Below are 18,546 nucleotides of genomic sequence, written 5' to 3'. Positions count from 1 at the left end.
TTTTCACACCGTAGACCCGGTTACCGGCGGTAAGCAACAGACAACCCATACGGCTCTGCGTTCATATCGTGGACCGCAAGCCCCAGAGAAAGGCAATCGCCGTGACGGAGAGAAAGACGATCTGGAACATGGCTTGTGCGGGCAATCCAAGAATGTAGTTTATGGGCACGTCGAATTCGGGATCAAAGAAAAGCGTGTTGGGGTAGCAGATCGCGACGCTCTGGCTGATCCAGTAGATCGATCCGAAGCCCGCTGCGGCGAGAAGATTGGTCAGCACGTCGCCGCCGGGACGCCATGCAAAGAAGAGGGTGAGCACTCCCAGCAGCGCCGCAAGCGCCATCGTATGGCCGGCGTGGTATTTGGCGTGACCTGGCCACGCTGGGTTGAATAAATGGGTTGAGCTGTAATCAGCGAGATGCGCGCCGATCGCTGTGATGATCGCGACGAATGAAAACATCAGGCTGCTGGCGATGGGCATGACTTCTGCTCGCGTTGAAGTTACCGTTGGTTGCTAGTGAGTACGAAGCATGGCGGGTTGGCAAGGAGTTACCTTTTTGAAACCGAGTTACGTCGAGCTGATGATCGAAGGAGACTGCGCCGAAGTCGGCGGCATTCTCTCGCGCGTCGGCGACAAGTGGTCCGTCCTAGTTGTCGTCGCATTGGCGGATCGACCCCTGCATTTCAACGAGCTCAAACGGCTGATCGATGCAGTCTCCGCCAAAGTCCTCACCTCGACATTGAAGGCGCTGGTTCGAGACGGGTTTATTATCAGGCATGAGATCTCCGCGATGCCTACGCGGGTCAGCTACGAGCTGACGCCATTGGGACGAGATCTTCTCACCGTCGTCAGGGACCTGGCGCTCTGGTCTGTGCGAAACCGGTTTGCGATCCGGGAGGCGCGCAAGACCTACGATGCGTCCACCCCCCCTGCGAGAAGATTGATCAAAGCGGTTTAGAGCCGCTCGGGAGAACGTTATGACGCGGCGCTCCGTAACGCCTTGGCGATAGTCCGTAGACCCGCTTGAATGCGTTGCCAAATGCGCTTTCCGATGAATATCCGACCGCGTTGGCAGCGCTGGCGACGGTGAAGCCGCGCTTCAGCATGTCGCGGGCAAGCCGCAGACGCCAGCGTAAAAGATAGTCCCGGGGTGGATATCCGACCAGCAGGGAGAAGCGCTTCGTGAAGGCCGATCGCGACATGCCGGCGCATGACGCCAACTGATCGATAGACCAGTTGCTTTTCGGATCGCCGTGCATCAAGCGGATCGCTTGTCCGATCCGGGCGTCGCAGAGCGCACCAACCCAGCCAAGATCGTCGTTGCTGTGCTGATCGTGCGCGGCGCGCAGGACCTGGACGAGAAGCATATCCGCAAGTCTGCCCGTGAACACCGAAGCGCCGATCTCGGTACTGCCGATCTCGCCGGCCATCAGATGCAGGGTCGAGGCGATTGCCGGAGCCTGCGGAGAGCTGGAGCAGATCAGCAGGAAGGTTGGAAGCTTGTCAAGAAGCAGGCCTGCGTCGGAAGGCTCGAAGCTGAAGCTCCCTGCAATGATGACCGTGTCGTCACCCTGGTGGTGTGCCGTGTCGGAGTGACCCCAATCGAACTGCGCGATGCCATCGGCGGGAGGGACGCCCTCGTCGTTCGCGAGAACGTAACCGGGCGCGTGTGCCATGAGGAAGGCGTCCCCGGCGGCAAGCTCATGCCTTGAACCGTTCTCGAAATCGACATGACAGCGTCCGCGCAGCACCGCGGCGAACTTCAACGCGGCTTTCGAGGGAAACCGGAATGCCCAGGTCCCGCCGGCTTCAAAGCGCGTGCAGCGCGCGGCCCGAATATCCAAAAGTGCAAACGCTTCCGATAGCGGGTCCATATTCGATCCGTTCGCGACGATTATCGGGCTTTTCTCGCATAGCTTACATCCGGCAGCCAGCTAGATTCGAGGGATCAGAAAACGAGGAGACAAATCATGGCCGAAATTGAAGGCAAGGTCATCGCGATAACAGGCGCCAGCAGCGGTATCGGCGAGGCAACCGCAATGCTTCTGGCTGCACAGGGAGCAACTGTCGTGCTCGGCGCGAGACGTGAGGACAGGTTGGCCGCCCTCAGCGACCGCATCGTCGAACAAGGTGGGACAGCAAGTTTCAGTGTCACGGATGTCAGCCGGCGCGAGGACGTTTCCCGCCTCGTGAATTTGGCGGTAGAACGCCACGGCAAGCTGGACGTCTTGATCAGCAACGCCGGGATCGCGCCGATCTCTCTGCTGGACGACCTGCGTGTCGAGGACTGGGAGACGACGATAGACGTCAACGTCAAAGGCGTTTTCTACGGCATTGCAGCGGCACTTCCCCTCTTCCGCCGGCAGGGATTTGGCCATTTCGTCCATACGCTTTCGACTGCCGGACTGAAGATCGTGCCGACGATGGCCGTCTATGCCGGGTCGAAGAACGCGGTGCGGGCGATTTCCGAGGGGCTCCGTCAGGAGGCGGGCGCAAATCTCCGTGTCACGACGATCTCGCCCGGCTATGTCGCAACCGGGCTGTCATCGTCGACGACCGACGAGACCCTGCGCAAAGGCATGCAGGCCGGCATGGACACGATGGCGATCCCGCCCCGTGCGATTGCCGATGCCATCGCCTTTGCCATCGGTCAGCCATCAAATGTCGATGTCGGCGAGATCGTCGTGCGGCCGACCGCCCAGGCCTGACGGCGCGCCGGGTTTTACCGGATTGGGCGAAAGAACGCCCTGATCTCTTCGGCCAGCAGTTGCGGCTGTTCGAGCGCCGCAAAATGTCCGCCGGCGGACATTTCGGACCACCGCGTCACCGTTGCGACCCGCTCAAGCCAAGAGCGGGGAGGAACGGGCAACTCCTTGGGGAAATGCGCCATCCCGACCGGCGGCTTCAACCGTTCTCCGGGTGCAAACACCAGCGGGTCCAGACGGTTCTCCTTATAGAGACGCAACGAAGCATTCAGGTTGTTGCCGAACCAGTAAAGCGAAATGTCGGTCAGGATCGTGTCGAGCGACAGAATACTTTCAAGGTCACCGTTGCAGTCGCTCCAGGCCTGAAATTTTTCGATGATCCAGGCTGCAAGGCCTGTCGGCGAGTCGGAAAGAGAGTAGGCCAGCGTTTGAGGTTTGGTTGATTGGAGTGCGGAATATGCACCTTCCTTGGCCGCCCAGTCAGCCGCCGTCTGGCGAAAGCGTGCCTCCTCAGCGGTCATCTCCTCATGCGGCAGAATGGTCGGCTGTAGTCCCGCCGATACATAGTTGAGGTGCGCCCCGATCACATGGGCTGGAAAGAGCCTAGCAAGCCACAGCGAGACGCCCGAGCCGATATCGCCGCCTTGCGCGCCGTAGCGTTCGTACCCAAGAGATGTCATCAAGTGATGCCACATCCCCGCAATGGTTCTCGATCCGGTTCCGGTCATCCTCGGCGCTGAGGAAAAGCCGAAGCCCGGCAAGGACGGCACCACCACACTGAACGAATCCCGGGGATCGCCGCCATGGGCGCCGGGGTCGGTCAGCAGCGGGATGATCCGCTCGAATTCGGTAAAGGACCCGGGCCAGCCGTGCGTGAGAACCAAGGGCATCGGCGCCCGCCCAATGCCTTTCACGTGGACAAAGTGGATAGCGAGGCCATCAATGTCTGCCACGAACTGCGGCAGTTCGTTGAGGCGCGCTTCCTGTCTGCGCCAGTCGAAACGCGTCCGCCAGTGATCAACGGCTTTCCCGGTAAAGGTAAGACTCGCCCCGTCGTCCCAGGATGTTTCGTCAAGCGAGATGGGAAGCCTTGCTGCGACAAGCCTCGTCCTCAGATCCTCGAGAACGTTATCAGCTATCGTAATCTTGAACGGTTGTACCACTACAGATTTCCCAAAAAGAACGCCTACAACTTCATGCCATCATCTACCCTCAGCACCCAACTGCCGCAGGAAACTTCGATAGTCGGTACGCACAAACTCTTCGATCAGCTTGCCTTCGTCGTTGAAGCGGAAGATGTTCATGAGGTCCCAGATCACGCGCGCACCATTGGCCGGAAGGGGCCCTGCCGGGGACATGGTGAAGTCTCGCACAAACGTTCCTTCAATCCAGGTCTGACAGGCAATGAGCCCCCTATCGGCGATGATGATGCCCCTCCTGATAGAGCGATCGTCGAACGCATACCTAATCGACGCGAAATAGGCATTCAATCCAGCAAAATTCGTCTCGAACCCGTCGGGCCCATGAAACCGAAAGTTGTCCGTGTCAAAATATTCGGCCAGTTCAGCATCGGATGCACCGGCCACTTCGAGCTCCCCGGCCTTGATCAGTCGAGCGATGAGTTCATTTTTTGAAAGCGTGGTCATGTGTTGCCTATCTTCCAAGGGGGCAGATCTCTGAATATGCATCAGTACTTCTGATGTTGCCTGATCAGCCGACATCGAAACGGACGACTTTCCCGTCCTTCATCCGAAAGGTGTGTTGAACTGTCCTGTTCCTGAGCTCATGTTCCTGTTCGCCTTCAAGAGGCCGTCCATCGAGATCGTAAATGCGCTGCTCCACTTGAACGACGACGTCGCCAGAATGGGATTGTGAATAGTCCTTCGGCGTCACAACCGGGCGAACCATTGCAAACTGACGAGTCCAGTACGCCTTCACGGCCTCGTGCCCGTGCTCGTGACCGCCCTCCATTGCGTTTGCCCATTCCACGTTCTCATCGAGAGACTCAAGGACCCCGTCAATGTCCTGGGCGTTGAAGCGGACATAGAGCTGAGCAACGGTCTGGATATGATGTTGAAACATTTTATGCTCCCAGAGTTATGTGCAAAAATAGCGTTTTGAGCACTGAACAGCTCGACGACGTTATGCATATGTGCATATATAAATGACGTCAAGCAGCGAAGGGAGTGAGCTATTGGACGAAGAGGTGCTCAAGACCCCTGGCCATCTTATCAGTATTGCTGCACGAGCTTTTACACGCCTCAGCGAAGAGCGCCTGGGACCGTTGGGATTTGGGGCTGGACATGTACCGGTTCTGGTTGCCTTGGAAAATGGCGTCGCTAGCACGCAACGGGACCTTGCTAAGTTTGCAAAGGTCGCCCAGCCGCCGATGGCACAAATGCTTGCGCGGATGGAGCGAGATGGTTTGATTACGAGGACGCCCGATCCGCACGACGGACGCAGCAGTCGCGTTGTTCTAACGCAGGCTGCGCGGGAAAGGTTGCCGCAAGCCTCCGCAACGCTGTTCCAGGGAAATAGAGAAGCCATGGCGGGTTTCTCAAACGAGGAACAGCAGAAGCTAGTCGAACTTCTTAGTCGACTCATCGCCAACCTAGATCAGCTTTCCGATGCTGAAGATGGGACAGACTGACCTAAACATAGACGTTTAATGCCGGGATCCAGCGGTATCTGAAGCAAGTCAATGGCTGTTTCCCCAATCCCGTTGCTACAAGCAGAACTACTTCCAGCGGCCCGTATAGCTATTGGTCCAGACGGAACCCATGTCCGCTTTGTGGGCGCGAATCCGTCGTAGGCACGACCCGCAGCAAGATCGAGCAAGATGCTGACCAGCGTCTTTCGCCTTGAACGGAATCGGACCGTCAACCCGCTATTATTTCGGATGTAACTCAGTAGATAAACGAGGCGGATCAAACACCTAAATTAGCACACTAAAATCCCGGTTCCACTTTATCCGGCCGAGCCGTGTCGACAATGCCACCGCCCGTGAGTTCGGAAATTGACTGATGATGCAAGGGCGGAGGGATCGCGCCCTTTCGGCGATGAGCTTCCAGAGCGGTTCATGATCGCATCGAAAGCCTGTGGTACGATCCTGTCCGGCGAGGCCTTACCGGCAGCTCAGATGAAAGGCTGTCAGTTGCGCGACGGCAGTAAAAGGGAGGATCCCCAGTTCGCGCGCCGTCACGCGGGGTCCGGTTACCAGCACCGGCACCCGCTCGCGCGTATGGTCCGTTCCGGGCCAGGTCGGATCGTTGCCATGGTCGGCGGTGATGATGAGAAGGTCGCCATCGCGCAGCCGGCCGGTCAACTCCGGCAGCCGGGCGTCGAAAAGCTCGAGCGCGCGCGCATAACCGGAAACATTGCGGCGGTGACCCCACAGACTGTCGAACTCGATGAAATTTGCAAATACGAGATCGCCGTCGGCCGCCTTGTCGGTCCATGCAAGCACATGGTCGAAAAGCGCCATGTCATCTTTGCCCTTGGAGACATCGGTAATGCCCTTCATGGCGAAGATATCGCCGATCTTGCCGACGGCATGCACCGCACCGCCCGCAGCCACCACCCGGTCGCAGATTGTCCCTTCCGGCGGAGCGATGGCGAAATCCTTTCGATTGGCGGTGCGGATGAAGCTACCGGGCGCCTCGCCGATAAAGGGCCTGGCAATAATGCGGCCGACATTCAGCGGATGGAAAATATCGGCGGCGATGCGACAAGTTTCGAGCAGGCGATCGAGACCGAAATGGACCTCGTGCGCGGCGATCTGCACGACGCTGTCGGCCGAAGTGTAGACAATCGGCTTGCCGGTGGCGATGTGTTCGAGACCGAACTGATCAAGCACTTCGGTACCCGAGGCATGATTGTTGGCTAGGCTCCCGGATATCCCGGCGCGGGATACCAGCTCCGCCATCAGCTCGGCGGGGAATGCCGGCTCGGTGCGCGGAAAATAATGCCAGTCTCGTGTGACGGGTACGCCCGCAAGTTCCCAATGACCCGACTGGGTATCCTTGCCGGCGGAGACCTCCTGCGCCGCTCCCCACCACCCGCCGGGCACGGCAGTAAGGCCGGGGGCAACTTCGCCGGAGGCGAGTGTGATCGCGACGCCGAGGCCAAGCGCATCGAGGTTCGGAACCTTCAGCGGACCGCTCCTGCCGTCTTCTGCACGACAGGCGGCACAGGCTTCGGCGATATGCAGCAGCGTGTTGGATCCGTTGTCGCCGTAATGCGCCGCATCAGGCGCACCGCCGCAACCGACGGAATCGAGAACGCAGAGGAAAACGCGGGCCATCCCTTCGAACTCAGGAAAGCTGGAAACGGCCGAGCGAACGGCGGCGGATGAGTTCGATGACTTCGTAGAACGCCCAGCCGATCAGCGACAAAAGCATGACCATGCCGATGACGACCGCAGTATCGCTGTTCTCCTGCCCCGAGGAAAGAAGATAGCCAAGGCCCTCGTTGGCACCGATCAGTTCGCCGATCACCGCCGCAGTCATCGCAAGCGTCGTCGCGACTGCCATGCCGGCAAGTACGGATGGCAGTGCAGAAGGTAGTTCGATATGCCGGAAGCGCTGCCAGGGGCTGAGCCTCAGCACAGAGGCGAGATCACGAAAACTGCCTTCGCCATAGCGCAGGCCGGTTACCATTCCCTGCATAACGGGGAAGAAGGTGACGATCGCGATCAGTACGATCTTCGGCGTCGGGCCGATGCCAAGCCAGAGAAGAAGAAGCGGCGCGATCGCGATCTTCGGAGCGGTTTGTAGAAGCAGAATGAGTGGCGTGGCAAAGCGCTCGATGCGGGGAGCGCGTGCGAAAATGACGCCGGCCAGGATGCCGCCGGCGGTTCCGAACGCAAAGCCCCCGATGATCTCCGAGAGCGTCACCCAGATATGCCGGGTGAGCTTGGCGTTCTCGAAAAGGAAAGCGACGCGATCGAACACCTCGACCGGGCCCGGCAGCAGAAACGCCGGGACCTTGAAGATGAAGACGATCGCCGTCCACAGGACGAGGGTCGCGACCAGACCCGCTATGCCACGCAGGACCATGATTACTTACCGATCGTGGACGGATCGACGACGAAATCAGCCGCCTTCGGAGCGCTGTCGATCACCTTGTATTGCGCCAGAATGTCGGCATTCTTCTGCCAGCCGGCCATATCGGCCGCGCCGAGGCCCTTTTCCTTGGTGAGCGGGCTCTGCCAGACCGACGGCACGAAGGTCTGTTCGAAAGCGGTCGTCAGGATGGCCTTCTGGTCCTTCGGCCAGGTCGGCGTGTATTTTGTCAGCGAAATGTCAAGCGCATCCGGAATGTGGCCGTCGAGAACCCACTGGTAGGATTGGGTGACGGCGGTGGTGAATCGCTTCACGAGGTCCGGGTTCTGGGCAAGCTTCTTGCTGCTGGTAACGACGACGTTGCCGAAGGAGGGTAGGAAGTCGTTCGACAGGATCATCGTGACCTTGGTGCCGTCGGCTTCGAGGTTATACTTGCGCAACTCGGAAAATACGATCGCATCGACCTGCCCAGCTTGCAGCGACTGGACGATGGCACCTGTGGCAACGACTTCGACGGAGACGTCCTCAAGCTTCAGGCCCGCCTGCTGCAAGCCCACCTGGAGCTGCAGATAGTTCGGGCTGGCAAGGCTGGTAACGGCGATTTTTTTGCCCTTCAGGTCCTTGTAGGTCTTGATGCCGCTGGATTCCTTGGCAAGCAAAGCGCCGATCCCGCGCTGATAGGTCGTGTGGACGACCTTCACCGGCAGCCCGTTGGCGGCGGCGGCCACCACGGCGTCACCGTTCGGAAAGCCGAAATCGACATTACCGGCCGCGATGTTCGTCAGGATGTCGGCAGCCGCCGCATAGATGAACTCGACCTCGATGCCGTTCTTCTGGAAAACGCCCTTCTCGACGCCGGCATAGAGCGGAGCATAGAACGGAGCGGCCGCACCATCAATCTGCAGCACGACCTTATCGGCAGCCTCAGCGATTGTAGCGAAAAGCGGCGAGGCGATGAGGGCAAGCAGGCTTGCGGCGGTCGTTACGCGAAACTGTATCATGTTATTAGCTCCTGAGTTCCCATTCTTTGGAGGAAAATGCCCTTCCCGCAATGCGCAGAAGGTTTCGTTGGGTTGCCTCATAGTCGTCGAGCCAGTCGTCTGTGGCGCGATTTCCATGGACACCAAGTAGGCAGCCTGTCTCGAGGCCTATTGCTCCGCCGACAGTCAAGATGATCTCGCTTTCCATCTCGACGCCGATGGCGCCCTCCGCCTGAAAGCGGTCAATGAAATTGCCGGAAAAGTCCTGCCCGTCGTCGACGGGGCGATAGCGGCGGTCCTGCCCGAGATAATAGCTGTCGGTGGAGGCAACCATCCCGGGGCGGCAGGTAAGCCCGAGTTCAGCAGCCGCGCCGACGAGACCAGCAACCACACGGGGTGAGGCTATCGCCTCCCCGCCGGCGGCGCGATAGGTGTGGGCCGTGCCGGTATCTCCGATGGCGCGATCGACAGCCACGAAGGAGCCGGTCGAGTATTCCGCCGCGAGCGCGGACATGCCGCCGATGCGCACCACCCGCTTTGCGCCGAGCATCGCGAGTTCCACCAGCGCAATTTCGGTGGAAGGGCCGCCGATGCCGGTGGAGCAAATGGTCAGGCGCGCACCTTCATACATGCCGGTAATGAGGGCGAATTCGCGCTTGCGGCCGAAATCGGTTACGTCTTCTAGCATGTCGGCAAGCAGTCGCACACGATCCGGATCTCCCGGGGTTAGCACGTTTTCCGCAACATCGCCCGGGCCGCAAGGCAGATGCGGTGGCCGGCCGTTCTTCCAAGGAAAGGCGGCGCTCGTCCTGATCATTTCTTCGCACCCTTCCAGGACAGTAGCCGATTTTCCAGCATGGTGAGCATGACATGCAGGAGAAGTCCCAGCACGACCGTCATCAGCACCGCAGCAAAGAGAAGCGGCGTCTTGTAGGTGGCCGACGCGAAGGTCATCAGGTAGCCGAGGCCGAACTTGCCGGACATCCATTCCGCGAGAACCGCACCCACCAGCGCCTGCACTGCGCCGATTTTCAGGCCGACTAAGACTTCCGGCATGGCCGACGGCAGCTCGATCTGGCGGAACCGCTGAAAGGTGCTAAGACCCAGGAGCTTGGCGAGATCCTTCAGCTTCGGATCGAGCGAGCGGAAACCCGCGACCGAGCCAATGAAGACCGGAAAGAAGACCAGCGAGAAGATCAAGATGATCTTCGACAGGATACCGAAGCCGAACCAGACGACGAAGAGCGGCGCCAGCGCAATCTTCGGCGCTGTTTGCAGAATGACCAGCGGCCCGTCCAGCCAGACGGCAAGTTTCGGAAAGCGCGTCATGAGGTAGGCGAGCGCCACCCCCGCAACGCACCCGAGAACCAGGCCAAGGACGATATTCTGCAGCGTGAAGCCGAGATGCACACAGAGTTCGCCGGTCACCGCGATGCCGACCAGCGCGTTCCAGGTGCGCAAGGGCGACGGCAGGAGATAGGTAGGCATTTCCATCGGCCCGGTCGCAAACCACCAGGCGGCCAGAAGCAAGATGAGTGCCAGCGCGTAATCGACCCAGGCAGCGAGGCGCTTGGCCATCAATGCGCCTCCCCACCGGAAGTACGAAGATCGCGGCGAAGCTGGGCGACCAGCGCGTGGTAGGCCGGATCGAGCTTGGTTTCGTCGCCGCGCGGGCGGGCGAGATCAACGTTATGGATGCATTTCAATTTGCCGGGCCGTGCGGTCATCACCATCACCCGGTCGGCGAGGTAGGCTGCTTCGTCTACGCTGTGGGTCACGAGCAGAATCGTTTTGCCGGTCGACAGCCAGATGCGCAGCAGCTCGTCGTTTAATGTATCGCGGGTCATGAGATCCACCGCCGAGAAGGGTTCGTCCATCAAAAGGATCGGCGGATCGTCGGACAGCGAGCGGGCGATCGCCGCGCGCTGGCGCATGCCACCCGACAATTGCCGCGGCAAGGCCTTCTCGAAGCCGGCTAACCCGACCATTTTGATGAGGTCGAGCGCGATCTTGTCGCTCTGGGCGCGGCTCACACCGGCTGTATCGAGCGGGAAACGGACATTCTCGATGATAGTCTTCCACGGCAGCAGTACCGGCTCCTGGAAAACGAAGCCGACAGGGCGCTTGCGCCCAGCCGTATCAAGGGCGATCGTACCGCCGCTCGCCTGGTCGAGCCCGGAAATCAGGCGCAGCAGGGTGGACTTGCCGCAGCCGGAAGGGCCGACGATCGAGATGAATTCGCCTGCCTTGATGGTGATGCTGACCGGCTCCAACGCCGTCACTGTGCCGTGGTCTGCCACAAATGTCTTGTGAACACCCGCAATATCGATCATCCGCTCCGATTGCGCCACCAAAAACTCCCATGCCTAGCAGCGGGGGCGCCAATAGTTTTTCGGAGGATCGAATATCCTCTTGCGTCATTGGCCCGCCCGGGAAAGAAGCCAAGCTTTCACAAAACTATCATAGACGCAACCGAAATCTCAAAGATGAGATTTGTATCAAATTGCAGCACTGGACCTGCAACATGAGAACGACCCTCAGGCCGCAGCCTGACGGTGAAGAATGTTCTCCTCGATGAAGTCGGCGGCCTGATCGCCCTTGAGGCTGCGCCGCCAGAGCTGATCTGTCATGCTGCCATAAAGCTGCACGGCCTCAGCCGCACCCGTGATCGTCGCGACCCCGAGACGGATATTGGCGAAGGAGCCCAGCCGGAACGGGCTGACGGCGACCTGCGCCTTGTCGGCCCGCTTGAATACCTGGAAGCTCGCGCCCGGCATGGAATCGATCACCACACCGATCTGCACGCCGATCGGCTGCTCGCGCAGCATACGAACGATATTGTGGATTTCGTCATGAGCTGCCGCCTGCCGCTCGGCCAGGTTGATACCGGGCGGATTATGGGCACCAACGAAGCCGACGCGGCCGAAATCTTCCAGCTCCGCGGCCGAGACTAGGCTTACGATATTGGGGCTTCGGCGGCGGAAAGTCTCCTTGCGGGTTTTGAGGATTTCAATCAGCGCGACGATTTCGCGGATTGCCGCCTTCCGGTCGCCGACATCCTGCGGAATGCTTTCATCGAGCACTTTCGGCAGGAGTTCGTCATAGCGATCGGTCGTGAGGAGATAGGAGATCGGTCCGAACATCACCGTGATCTGATCGACATCCTCTTCCATCTGACGCATGCGCTCGAAGAAACTGATGGCCGAAGCGATGTATTCCACTCCAACACCCAGCAGCGTCGGCAGTGAAACTCCAAGTAGGTCGGCGATCTTCCCGAGCGTATCGACCTTCGGCGGCTTGCCCGATTCATAGCGGTAGATTGCAGCTCGCGACACCCCGGCCTTGGCCGCAAGTTCTTCCGGGGTCAGACCGGCCCCCATACGGAAAGCGCGAAGGCGACGACCGACATCCTCTGTGGAACTCACGAAGTCCAAGGCGATTCCTTCCCATATTATGGCTAAATCTTCGACTGTTTATACAAAAAATGGACAATTCGCAATGAAGATAATTTTTATGCGAATAATCTCATTTTTGAGAATTGTCTTGACAGCTTTCGCGTTTCCAAATTAGGCTCTGTTTTTGAACGCATGGAGCACCCTATGACGTCCGGTCGCCTTTCCGCTCTACGCTGACCATAAGCGATCGGCTGCGCGCGACGAGCGGGGTTTGAACCCAGTTCCCCGTCGCCCCTCCCCACAGACATGTCCTCGACCGGCGGCCAGATTCGCCGACGCGCCTATATTTCTTAGTTCGGAAGCCCTTATGCCAGCCAGTCTCTGCGTCGTCCCTGATTCCATTTCTCCCTGCACCTCGCGGCAACCCTCGATCCACGAGGTCGAAGCCCGGGTGAAAACCCATGAATGGGTGAATGGCCAATACCGCCTGCTCGTGCTTGCAGCACCGGCTTCTGTCCTCGACTGCGAGCCGGGCCAGTTCTTCCATCTTCTTTGCCCACAGACGGATCGCTTCCAGCCCTATTTGCGCCGGCCGATGAGCATCTATTCCTATGATCAGATGAAAGGGGAGCTTGCCTTTCTCTATAAGGTCGCGGGCACCGGCACCGGCGCGATGGCCGAACTGAAACACGACGAAAGCCTGAATATTGTCGGCCCGCTCGGGCAGGGCTTCGAAATCCGGCCCGAATGGCGCCGACCGCTGCTCGTCGCGCGTGGCGTCGGACTTGCGACGCTCGCCCCACTCGCCCGCGAATGCGCGCAACTCGGCCGGCCGCTGACGGCGATCTGCAGTGCCCGTTCGCCGGATCTTCTGATGTCGACCGACCTCTTCCGCTCCTGCGGCGCCGAGGTCATAACCGTCACCGATACAGACGGCAATTCCAGCGTCGAAAACCTGACCGCATTGATCGAGGGACTGTTCCGAAGCCGAGGCATTGATGCCTTCTTCACCTGCGGCTCGACACGGCTCCTGCGCATGCTGCAAGAGATCGCCGCCCGCCACGGCATTGGAGGACAGGCTGCGCTCGAACAGCATATGGCCTGCGGCATCGGCATGTGCCAGGCCTGCGTGCGGCCCTTCCGGCGCGAGGACGGCGCGGTGAATCTGCGCGTCTGCCGTGAAGGCCCCGTCTTCGATCTGCAGGAGGTGCTGTGATGGTCGACCTCACCACGAAGATCGGCGCACTGATGCTGAAGAACCCGATCATGCCGGCGTCCGGCACGTTTTCCGAGGAACTAGGGGAAGTCTTCGATCTCGACTGCCTCGGCGCGCATGTGACAAAAACGATCACCCAGGCAAAGCGCGCCGGCAACCCCGTGCCGCGCGTCTGCGAGGTCAACGGCGCGATGCTGAACTCGATCGGCATCCCGAGCAAGGGTGCCGAATGGTTCCTGAAGAACATCGTGCCCTTCTATGCGGATTACGGAGCGCCGCTGGTGATCAGCATTTCCGCCAATACGGCGGATGAATTCGCCCGTTTTGCCGAAGAAGTCGGCGTGCCGGGCGTTGCGGCGATCGAGGTCAATATCTCCTGCCCTAATATCGAGGACGACGGCAAGGCGTTCGCCATGCGGCCCGGACCGACCCGGGACGTCATCCGCAAGATGCGCGGCGCCACCGATCTGCCGCTCTGGGCAAAGCTTTCGCCCAATACCGGCGAAGTCGTGGAGGTAGCGCAGGCGGCGGAAGCCGCAGGAGCAAATGCGCTTGTCACCGCCAACACCATGCTCGCGATGGCGATCGACAGCCGTACCGGCCGCGTCCGACTCGGCAATGTCATGGGCGGGCTTTCCGGACCGGCGCTGAAACCGATCGCCCTGCGCATGACCTATCAGTGTGCCCGGGCCGTCGCCATTCCGGTGATCGGCTGCGGCGGTATCTCGACCGTCGACGACGTGCTCGAATACCTAATCGCAGGTGCCCGCGCCGTGCAGATCGGCACCGCAACTTTCATCAGCCCCACCACCATGCCGCGCCTTGTCCGTGAGCTTGAACAGGAACTTGAAAGACGCGACCTTCCCTCCGTCGACGCCCTGATCGGTACGGTCGACATCGCCGACGAAGCCATTACCCTTGCGGAGTACGCATGATGACCGCCGCCGTTCTCGAAAAACCCGCCTGCTTCGATATCGCCGATACGGCAACCTGGCTATTTGCCGAGATCGCTACGCGCACCGCCGATATCGAAGGCGTGAGCCGTCCGGCGTTTTCCGAGATCGAGACGGAAACGCTCAATTTCCTGATCGAGTTCGCCCGTTCCGAAGGCCTTTCCACGGAATGGGATGCCGGCCGCAATGTCGTCTTCTCGCTGCCCGAACATACAACGGCCGAACGTTACATCCTCGTCGGTTCGCATGTCGACAGCGTGCCGCGCGGCGGCAATTTCGACGGACTGGCCGGCGTACTGGCCGGCCTGCTCTGCCTCGTTCGTGCCCGGCGCGAAGGCATCCATTTCCCCGAACCGGTAAAAGTCATTGCCATGCGGGGCGAGGAAAGCGCCTGGTTCGGCCCTTGCTACATCGCGTCCAAAGCCTTGCTCGGCGCCCTCTCGGAAACCGAACTTTCTGCGCGCCACAAGAAGGACGGCCGCACGCTAGACGACCATATGCAGGCAGTCGGCATAGATATGATGCCCATCCGCGCCGGTAAACCGCTTCTCGACCGGACAACGGTGAAGGCCTATGTAGAAGTGCATATCGAACAGGGTCCGGTCCTGATCGAGCGCAATCTGCCGGCGGCGATCGTTTCCGGCATCCGCGGCAATTTCCGGTACAAGAAGATTTCCTGCTTTGGTGAAGCAGGTCATTCCGGCGCCGTCCCCCTCGCCTATCGCCACGATCCGGTGCTCGCCATGGCGGAACTCCTGAACGTGCTGGACGCCGCCTGGCATGACTTCGTCGCGGGCGGCCATGACCTTGTCGTCACCAGCGGCATGGTCTCAACCGACCAACAGAAGCACGCCCTCTCCCGCATCCCGGACAGCGTGGAATTCAGCCTTGATGTCCGCAGCCAGGATCGCGAGATGCTGGAGATGATGCATGCGCTCACGCTGAAACAGGTGGCCCGCATCGAGACGGAACGCGCGGTCCGCTTCGTTCTCGGCCAGGCCCTGTGGACCAGTCCCGCCGTTTGCAGCCAACCGCTGATAGCCCGACTTACCGAAGCAGCGGAAACCATCGACGTCCAGCCAGCCGTGATCCCGTCCGGCGGCGGCCACGACGCTGCCGTCTTTTCCGAAGTAGGCATTCCGTCAGGGATGATCTTCATTCGGAACCGCAACGGATCGCACAACCCGCAGGAGGCGATGGAGATCGACGATTTCCAGGTCGCCACCGCGATCCTCCATCAGTTCCTGACCAACCCGAACCCATCCTCTAACGAGGCCGAAACCGCCGGCCAGACGGCAAAGGAAACAGGTCCCATGTTCACCAAGATCACTGATATCATCCGTCAGAAAGGGAATGCCGTAAGAGCCTATCAGGCGGCGTCTATTGCTGCGCGCGAGGCTGCTGTCGCCGATCCAGAGCGGGCGGTCGGCTACTTCATGTTGGCTCAGTCCGCCCAGGTTTTTGCAGACCGCTACTATGGCGTAGCGGCTCAAGCCGCGTTGTTCGATGAAGAACTTGCACGGTTTCAGCAGATCGCTGTGCGGCTAGAAGAAGCATTCAATCACAAGGACAAATCCGAATGGCTCAACGTCACCTCTGCTTTTGCCAGTCAGCTCTGCCGCGAGACATCGTAGGCCAGATATTTAATTGCTCTCGAAGGGATTCGAACCGACGACCCGTCAAAACTTCAGATCCAAGTCGGCGGAAAAACAAGCCAGATCAAGCATCTGGTTTAGTTGGGATGTCCGTAAAGGGGCCGTTACCGGCACGGCGGCTTTCGAGTAGCCGGAATCCGATAGCTGCCGCTCATTGACGAGCGTGTCAGTCAGGGTAAAAAATTCAGAAAATCTGTAGGAATCGAAACAATCGTGTTGAAGGCCTCTTCGACCCAGTGCTCCCTGAACAAGGTGCCGCCGCATCCCGAGCTGGAGCCGGGGATGCGGCGGAGAACTATTTGAGACGACGTCACTGCCGCAGAATTGCCGGAGGCGTCGATCCCCCGGCTAGCATTGGCGTCAATTGGTAGCCAGCGTCTTTGCCGCGTCGTCGATGGTGTCCGCGATCTCGTTGGCGCGCGTGATGAAGAGAGCGTGACTACCGGAAACCTTGGTAATCTTGGCGCCTATGCGTTCGGCCATGTGTACGAGCATCGCTTGATCGAACGCCTTGTCTTCCGTGGCGATCACGGCCCAGCTCGGCTTGCTGTGCCAAGCGGCATTCTTCAGCTTCGTTGCGAACACCGACATGTTGATCGGGACCTGGGAGTCGGCCATGAAAGCCGCTTGCTGTCGCTGACATCATGGGCAAAGCCCTGCTTGAACATTTCCGGCTTGACGAAGCCGAAGCCGTCTTTCCCGATTTCGAGGACGAATTCCGGCGTCGGCGCGAAACCTTCATATTGCTGGGCAGTGGTTTCCCCGGCATCCGGGGCCAAAGCCGAAACATAAACCAAGCCGGCGACCTTGCTGTGCACACCGGCTTCCGTGATCACCGTACCACCCCAGGAATGGTCGACAAGGATCGTCGGGCCGTCCTGAAGGTCGAGCAGGCGGTTGGTCGCAGCGACATCGTCTTCAAGCGACGTGAGCGGGTTCTGAACGATCTTGACGTGATATCCGCGCTTCGTCAGTTCTTCGTAAACTCCACGCCATCCAGCGCCGTCGGCTAAGTCACCATGCACGAGAACAACATTCTTCACTGGTGCAGCCGTCGCAACGGCAGGGGTAAACATCGCAAGCGCCAGTGTGGTGGCGCTTGCTAGGGCGAGGGTGAGCGGGGCGAGTTCCATGATGGTTCTCTCTTTGATGTTGAAAGGTAAAGTTTCAAATCTGTCTCCTCTCCGGGCAACGGGTGGGGAAACCGTTGCCCGGCCGAAGGTTGCTGAAGGAGACTGCTTGGGACGGGACCGGAGGTCGTCAATCAGTATCAGCAGGATTGCAGGCATCTCCTGCGCCAGATATCGGGCTTTCGTCTCACCCGGGCATCCGATGGTATTAGCCATCTAAGCCTTGTGGCGGCTCTGAGGACAAGGAACCCGAGAGCACTCAAATTGCCTGTGCCAAACTTACGCATCTGACGCTCACTCGGCGGGATGGGATAGAAATCACCGGAGAAATGGCTGGCGGTCCGAGCCTGCATCATCAAACTTGCGACTTCTTGATCGGGCCAGCCACTAGCGTCTGCGGCAATCCGGCCACTGCCTGGATCACATCAAATCTCGCGATCGCGAATCCATCCTTCGCGGGGAGCGCCCCATCTTTAGGGCAGTCTTCCGAAGACAAAAGTTGCAACCGGGGTCACGCTCATACCGATGTCGACATATCCTCGGGCTTCCATCATCGCCTTCATCTCGGCCGGATCGCTTATTTCGCCGCCGCTTCGTAGCATCCTCAGATCGGCCATGAGCGCCAGGAACTGGTCCTCCGGTCGAGTGTATATGCCAGCGACAAGATAGGCATCGCTGACCGAAGCGCGCGCGATGCGGTCAAGCGCAGCCTCTATGATCTCGCGTTTTAGAAACATGGTCGGAAGCCAGGCCAGCGAGTACTTGTTGTTCTCGTCAAGCTCTGCAACATCAAGGTTGCGCACTGTCACGCGGTCTGCATAAGGGCTCTCGGCGACATTTTGTCGGGCGAATTCCAGAGCGGGCTCCCAGATGTCGATGCCGTCAACCTTGATGTCAGGGCAGCACTTGGCCACTTCGAGCGCGATGCCCGCAACCCCGGTGCCGACATCCAGAAACGTGCCCTTAAACGTTTCCCGCAATTGCGGGTCAGTCTCGGCAATGGATTGGATGCGAGTGAAGACGCTTTTGGAAGAGCGGCCCATGGCCTGCATCTGAGCGGCATCCACAATCTCCCAGTTTGATCCCCGGTCCGGGTTACGAAACAGTTCGCCGGCCTCGCTCAACGCCATTTCGACCATGACCAGGGCAAGCGACATCTGCTCCTCATCACCTTCATCCAGAACCTCACCCAAGGCCATTCGTGCACCGAGTTCGATCTGCTCGCGAATGGCCGGCAGGACTGAAGCGTCTGAGCGCAACTTGATGGAGGCGCCAACGAGCGCCAGCATTCTCGCGGATTTGGCGAGTTCTTGTATCCGCGGGATGAATGTCTCCGACATCTCGTATACCTCGTACTGAACCGCGCCGGGTTTGCCGGAGGCCATTTCGTTTAAGTTATGCGGCCCAGGCTGGTGCGTCCAGCATGGCGTAATACTGCTCCTCGGCTTCGG

The 18,546-nt window shown here is 59.6% G+C and carries 19 protein-coding genes and 1 pseudogene; 6 read left to right on the top strand and 14 right to left on the bottom strand.

Features of this window, described 5'->3' with window-relative positions:
- Positions 1 to 61: 61 nt before the first annotated feature.
- Entirely contained in the window at positions 62 to 478 is a 417-nt protein-coding gene (locus J2858_RS23600) for a DUF6640 family protein (protein ID WP_210107329.1), read from the bottom strand.
- 76 nt (positions 479 to 554) lie between these two features.
- On the opposite strand from J2858_RS23600, the gene J2858_RS23595 reads away from it, so the two are divergent.
- Positions 555 to 956 carry a winged helix-turn-helix transcriptional regulator gene (locus tag J2858_RS23595; protein ID WP_245367241.1) on the top strand — a complete coding sequence of 134 codons (402 nt, stop codon included), beginning with the start codon at positions 555 to 557 and terminating at the stop codon, positions 954 to 956.
- Here the strand turns inward: J2858_RS23595 and J2858_RS23590 are convergent.
- Positions 943 to 1,872, bottom strand: coding sequence for an AraC family transcriptional regulator (locus J2858_RS23590; RefSeq protein WP_210107328.1), 930 nt, complete (start codon positions 1,870 to 1,872; stop codon positions 943 to 945). The two genes, J2858_RS23595 and J2858_RS23590, sit on opposite strands and share 14 nt — an antisense overlap.
- Before the next feature lie 96 nt (positions 1,873 to 1,968).
- Here J2858_RS23590 and J2858_RS23585 point away from each other — a divergent pair, with 96 nt between their 5' ends.
- Positions 1,969 to 2,706 carry an SDR family oxidoreductase gene (locus tag J2858_RS23585; protein ID WP_210107327.1) on the top strand — a complete coding sequence of 246 codons (738 nt, stop codon included), beginning with the start codon at positions 1,969 to 1,971 and terminating at the stop codon, positions 2,704 to 2,706.
- Positions 2,707 to 2,720: 14 nt separating this feature from the next.
- On the opposite strand, the gene J2858_RS23580 is transcribed toward J2858_RS23585, so the two are convergent.
- The 3 genes from J2858_RS23580 to J2858_RS23570 all read right to left on the bottom strand — a co-directional run bounded on the left by J2858_RS23580 (position 2,721) and on the right by J2858_RS23570 (position 4,785).
- Positions 2,721 to 3,866 (bottom strand): epoxide hydrolase family protein, encoded by a 1,146-nt coding sequence (locus J2858_RS23580; RefSeq protein ID WP_210107326.1) that lies wholly within the window; start codon positions 3,864 to 3,866, stop codon positions 2,721 to 2,723.
- A 39-nt stretch (positions 3,867 to 3,905) separates the two neighbouring features.
- The gene (locus tag J2858_RS23575) at positions 3,906 to 4,349 is read right to left on the bottom strand and encodes an ester cyclase (protein WP_210107325.1); all 444 of its coding nucleotides are present in this window, start codon (positions 4,347 to 4,349) and stop codon (positions 3,906 to 3,908) included.
- Positions 4,350 to 4,413: 64 nt separating this feature from the next.
- Positions 4,414 to 4,785, bottom strand: coding sequence for a nuclear transport factor 2 family protein (locus J2858_RS23570; protein WP_210107324.1), 372 nt, complete (start codon positions 4,783 to 4,785; stop codon positions 4,414 to 4,416).
- Between the two features lie 112 nt (positions 4,786 to 4,897).
- On the opposite strand from J2858_RS23570, the gene J2858_RS23565 reads away from it, so the two are divergent.
- Complete coding sequence (locus J2858_RS23565; RefSeq protein ID WP_210107323.1) at positions 4,898 to 5,353, top strand: MarR family winged helix-turn-helix transcriptional regulator; 456 nt, start codon at positions 4,898 to 4,900, stop codon at positions 5,351 to 5,353.
- A 474-nt stretch (positions 5,354 to 5,827) separates the two neighbouring features.
- Here J2858_RS23565 and J2858_RS23560 read toward each other — a convergent pair whose 3' ends face one another.
- The 7 genes from J2858_RS23560 to J2858_RS23530 all read right to left on the bottom strand — a co-directional run bounded on the left by J2858_RS23560 (position 5,828) and on the right by J2858_RS23530 (position 12,171).
- Positions 5,828 to 7,006 (bottom strand): phosphopentomutase, encoded by a 1,179-nt coding sequence (locus tag J2858_RS23560; RefSeq protein ID WP_210107322.1) that lies wholly within the window; start codon positions 7,004 to 7,006, stop codon positions 5,828 to 5,830.
- Between the two features lie 10 nt (positions 7,007 to 7,016).
- Positions 7,017 to 7,760, bottom strand: a complete 744-nt coding sequence (locus J2858_RS23555; protein ID WP_210107321.1) for an ABC transporter permease — start codon at positions 7,758 to 7,760, stop codon at positions 7,017 to 7,019.
- A gap of 2 nt (positions 7,761 to 7,762) precedes the next feature.
- The gene (locus tag J2858_RS23550; protein ID WP_210107320.1) at positions 7,763 to 8,767 is read right to left on the bottom strand and encodes an ABC transporter substrate-binding protein; all 1,005 of its coding nucleotides are present in this window, start codon (positions 8,765 to 8,767) and stop codon (positions 7,763 to 7,765) included.
- Between the two features lie 4 nt (positions 8,768 to 8,771).
- On the bottom strand, positions 8,772 to 9,563 hold the full coding sequence (locus J2858_RS23545) for a nucleoside phosphorylase (RefSeq protein ID WP_210107319.1): 792 nt from the start codon (positions 9,561 to 9,563) through the stop codon (positions 8,772 to 8,774).
- The gene (locus tag J2858_RS23540) at positions 9,560 to 10,324 is read right to left on the bottom strand and encodes an ABC transporter permease (protein WP_210107318.1); all 765 of its coding nucleotides are present in this window, start codon (positions 10,322 to 10,324) and stop codon (positions 9,560 to 9,562) included. The genes J2858_RS23545 and J2858_RS23540 overlap by 4 nt, the downstream gene beginning before the upstream one ends.
- On the bottom strand, positions 10,324 to 11,097 hold the full coding sequence (locus J2858_RS23535) for an ABC transporter ATP-binding protein (RefSeq protein ID WP_210107317.1): 774 nt from the start codon (positions 11,095 to 11,097) through the stop codon (positions 10,324 to 10,326). Before J2858_RS23535 ends, J2858_RS23540 begins: the two co-directional genes overlap by 1 nt.
- A gap of 186 nt (positions 11,098 to 11,283) precedes the next feature.
- On the bottom strand, positions 11,284 to 12,171 hold the full coding sequence (locus J2858_RS23530) for a helix-turn-helix domain-containing protein (protein WP_348635526.1): 888 nt from the start codon (positions 12,169 to 12,171) through the stop codon (positions 11,284 to 11,286).
- A gap of 337 nt (positions 12,172 to 12,508) precedes the next feature.
- On the opposite strand from J2858_RS23530, the gene J2858_RS23525 reads away from it, so the two are divergent.
- From J2858_RS23525 to J2858_RS23515, 3 genes are read left to right on the top strand one after another with little or no spacing between them, the layout of a single operon-like run.
- Positions 12,509 to 13,357, top strand: a complete 849-nt coding sequence (locus J2858_RS23525; protein WP_210107315.1) for a dihydroorotate dehydrogenase electron transfer subunit — start codon at positions 12,509 to 12,511, stop codon at positions 13,355 to 13,357.
- Positions 13,357 to 14,292, top strand: a complete 936-nt coding sequence (locus J2858_RS23520) for a dihydroorotate dehydrogenase (protein ID WP_210107314.1) — start codon at positions 13,357 to 13,359, stop codon at positions 14,290 to 14,292. Before J2858_RS23525 ends, J2858_RS23520 begins: the two co-directional genes overlap by 1 nt.
- Entirely contained in the window at positions 14,289 to 15,944 is a 1,656-nt protein-coding gene (locus J2858_RS23515) for a Zn-dependent hydrolase (RefSeq protein WP_210107313.1), read from the top strand. Before J2858_RS23520 ends, J2858_RS23515 begins: the two co-directional genes overlap by 4 nt.
- A 381-nt stretch (positions 15,945 to 16,325) precedes the next feature.
- Here the strand turns inward: J2858_RS23515 and J2858_RS23510 are convergent.
- Together J2858_RS23510 and J2858_RS23505 are read right to left on the bottom strand one after the other, a co-directional pair.
- A pseudogene (locus J2858_RS23510) lies at positions 16,326 to 17,041 on the bottom strand (alpha/beta fold hydrolase).
- 527 nt (positions 17,042 to 17,568) lie between these two features.
- The coding region (locus tag J2858_RS23505; RefSeq protein ID WP_210107312.1) for an SAM-dependent methyltransferase at positions 17,569 to 18,546 on the bottom strand (978 nt) is incomplete at its 5' end.

This window comes from Neorhizobium galegae, assembly GCF_017877135.1.
In the GTDB taxonomy this organism is placed as follows: Bacteria; Pseudomonadota; Alphaproteobacteria; order Rhizobiales; family Rhizobiaceae; genus Neorhizobium; species Neorhizobium galegae_A.
Note: the sequence above shows the minus strand (reverse complement) of the source record. Positions and strands in the feature narration are given on the sequence as shown.